Source organism: Pseudonocardia sp., assembly GCF_025965585.1.
GTDB lineage: Bacteria > Actinomycetota > Actinomycetes > Mycobacteriales > Pseudonocardiaceae > Pseudonocardia.
In genome coordinates this window covers 1-3253 of sequence record NZ_JAOPWR010000457.1, presented here as the reverse complement: position 1 = coordinate 3253, position 3253 = coordinate 1, and the positions used below count along the sequence as shown (strand labels likewise).

The 3253-nt window shown below is 75.2% G+C and carries 2 protein-coding genes and 1 pseudogene; 2 read left to right on the top strand and 1 reads right to left on the bottom strand.

From position 1 onward, the window contains the following. Positions 1 to 1144 (top strand): amino acid ABC transporter ATP-binding/permease protein (locus tag JWR81_RS28040; protein ID WP_297659402.1); only part of this gene is annotated, 1144 nt, incomplete at its 5' end. Between the two features lie 504 nt (positions 1145 to 1648). Here JWR81_RS28040 and JWR81_RS28035 read toward each other — a convergent pair. Continuing rightward, positions 1649 to 2881 (bottom strand): annotated as a pseudogene (locus tag JWR81_RS28035) (CoA-binding protein); the annotation flags it as partial. A gap of 133 nt (positions 2882 to 3014) precedes the next feature. On the opposite strand from JWR81_RS28035, the gene JWR81_RS28030 reads away from it, so the two are divergent. Next, on the top strand, positions 3015 to 3194 hold the full coding sequence (locus JWR81_RS28030; protein WP_297659398.1) for a hypothetical protein: 180 nt from the start codon (positions 3015 to 3017) through the stop codon (positions 3192 to 3194). Positions 3195 to 3253: the final 59 nt, after the last annotated feature.

Below are 3253 nucleotides of genomic sequence, written 5' to 3'. Positions count from 1 at the left end.
GGGCGCCACGGCGTGGGCGGCGCACCGCAGCGAGCGCCGGACGGCGGCGGCCCGCGGCGACGTGCTCGCCCGCACCGTCGAGGTGCTGGAGGCGGCACCGGATCTCGTCGTCTTCGGAGCGGCGGCGCTGCACCGTGACCGGCTCGCCGCGGCCGACGGCCGCCTCACCGTGCTGCTGCGCCGGGCCGCTACTGCGCGGGGCCTCGGCAGCGGGCTGGGCGTGCTCGCGATCGGTCTCACCGCCGTGGCGGCCACCGCCGTCGGTATCGCGGCCGTGCGTGCCGGGACGCTGCCCGGTACCGCACTCGCCGTCCTGGCGCTGACCCCGCTGGCCCTCGCCGACGTGCTCGTCGGCCTCCCGGACGCCGCCGTCCGGCTGCTCACCGCGGTGCCGGCCGCCCGCCGGCTGGCCGAGCTGGAGTCGCTCCCGGCCACCGTCGCCGATCCCGCGGAGGCCACGCCGGTGTCGCCGCCCGCCGGGTTCGCGGCGCACGGGCTCGCCTTGCGCTGGCCCGGCGCCGACGCGGACGCCGTCCGCGACGTCGGACTGGAGCTGCGCCCCGGCACCCGGCTCGCTCTGACGGGTCCGTCGGGGTCCGGGAAGTCGAGCGTGGTGGCCGCGCTGCTGCGCACGCTGGAGCCGTCCGCGGGCACGCTGCTCGCCGACGGCCGTGACGTGCACACGCTGACCGGGGACTCGGTGCGCCGCGGCATCTCCTGGTGCGGCGCCCGCACCCACCTGTTCGACAGCACGCTACGGGCCAACCTGCTGCTCGCCGCCCCGGGCGCCGGCGACGACGACGTCCTCGCCGTGCTGGACGCCGCGCAGCTCGGCGGTTGGTTCGCGACGCTGCCCGACGGCCTCGACACGGCGGTCGGGGAACACGGGGGTGCGGTCTCGGGCGGCGAGCGTCAGCGCCTCGGGGTGGCCCGGGCGCTGCTCGCCGACCGGCCGGTGCTGCTCCTCGACGAGCCCACCGCCCACCTCGACCCGGCCACCTCGGAGGCCCTCGCCGCCGAGCTGTTGGCCGCCACCGAGGGGCGGACCGCGCTGATCGTCACCCACCGTCTCGGGCAGACCCCGGGCCTCCCTGTCCTGCGGCTCAGCGGGGCTGACGCGTTCGCGGCGGCAGGTGCCCACTGATCGCCCGGACGCAGGACCATCGGCCCTGCTCCCGCAGCCGGGCGGCGGATCCGCCGGCCACCGCGCTGTGCGCCAGGTGCGCATGGCGGCCTCGACGCCGTGCACGACGGTCGTCGCGAGGACCGGTAGCCCGGCGGACCTGGCGAGTGCGGTCGCCGCCTGCGGCTCGAGCCGGCCGCCCTCCGGTTGCCGGTTGATGGCGTCGGCCACGACGACGTGCACGGCCGTGGCGTCGACGCCCAGGGGCGTCCGGGCGGGCAGCGACGGTCGGCGCAACCAGGTGGCACGACGGGCGGCCGCCGCGAGGGCTCGCGCGGCCGCGGGCTCGGCGAACACCGGGCTCGCCACATCGTCGGGATGTAGCCCGACGGGAAGCGTCACGGTCTCGGCCTGTCCCAGGCGGACGGTGGCAACGGGCTTGCCGGGTCCGGCCGCCACGATCGGTCCGACACCCTGCAAAGGATCACCGGTCCCCGTAGGCGCGCCGAGAGCGAGCACGGCGTCGACACCGGGATCGGACAGCAACAGCTCCAGCGCGCGACCGAAGACGGTTGCGGGCACCGTCGCGGTCGTGTCGACCGGATCGGCGACCGCTGCCGTCCCCGGCAGCAGTGCGGTCAGCGCGGCACGGGTGCCTGTTTCCGGAACGGCGATCTGCAGGCCGGCGCGTACGCACGCGCCCGCGGCCAGGACACCGGCGCCGCCGGCGTTGCTGAGCACGGCCACCCGCGGGCCGGCGGGCAGCGGTTGGCGGCACAGCGCGAGCAGCCCCGGCAGCTCGGTGATCTCGTCGACGGCGAGTACGCCGGTCTGGGCGAACAACGCATCGCACACCGCTCGGGGCGTGGCGCTGCCGGCGCTGTGCGAGGCCGCCGCCGACCGGCCGGCCTCCGAGCTGCCCGAACGGACCGTCAGGACGGGGATTCGGCGGGCCAGGCGCCGGGCCAGGATCGCAAACACACGAGGGCGGCGCAGCGACTCGACGTAGAGCACCGCGGCCCGGGTGCGGCCGTCCTGAGCCCACCAGAGAAGCATGTCGTCTGCGTTGACGTCCACGGAGTCGCCCGTCGACACCACCGTCGAGGCCCCCAGACCGAGCCGGTCCAGCTCCGCGGTGATCGCGATGACCACCCCGCCGGACTGCGCCGCCACTCCGACCTGCCCGCCTGCCACCGGGTGCCCGAAGGTGGCCTGCACCGCGACGTGCGGGTCGGTGTTGACCAGACCCAGACAGTTCGGCCCGACCGTGCGCATGCCGTGGCGTCCGAGGGCCGCGGTCAGTCGCCCGGCGAGCGCAGGGCTTCCACTGATGCCCGCCGTGATCACCAACAGAGCCCGTACACCCCGACGACCGCACTGCTCGGCGACATCCGGCACCGCGTCCGCCGGAACACAGATGACGGCGAGGTCGACGGCGCGAGGCAACTCCGCCATCGACGCCACGCAGGGGACTCCCTCGACCTCGTCAGCGTGCGGGTTGATCGCGTACACCGGTCCGGCAAACCCGCCGTCGAGGATGCTGCGCAGAATCAGCCGCCCGACCGAGTCGGGCCGCCGACCCACGCCGACGACCGCGAGGGAGCACGGTTGGAAGACCGGGCGCAGGCTCGCGGCATCGGCGAGCGCCTGACGGTGCAACACGGCGTCGGTGAACCCGTCGGTGTCGGCCGGCTCGATCCGCAGATGGTCGAGATGCAGCACGATGCTGATGTCGTCCCCCTGGGGGATCGAGCTCATCGGGATGCCGCTGTCGCGCAGGACATGCAGCATCCCGTGGTTCGCGGCCAGGACCTCCGCCGTCAACCGCGCTACGCCTTCTTCGACCGCGCCGCAGCCAGATGTTCGAGCAGCAACGAGCCCACCCCGGTGTGTGATCGGCGTGTGCCACGGCGATCGCGAACTCGGGGTCGGTGCCGGGCGGTTCGTGGCGGAAGTGCGCGACGCCGAGGAGCCTGTCGCCGCGGAAGGCGCCGACGGCGGTCTCGTCGTCGGCGACGATGACGTCCGCAATCATCCGGGGGCCCACCGTGGAGACGCTGAAGAAGCGTAGGTAGCGATCGTCGACGGGGAGTGACTGGTGCAGCGCGTCGACCGCGGCCCGATCTCCGC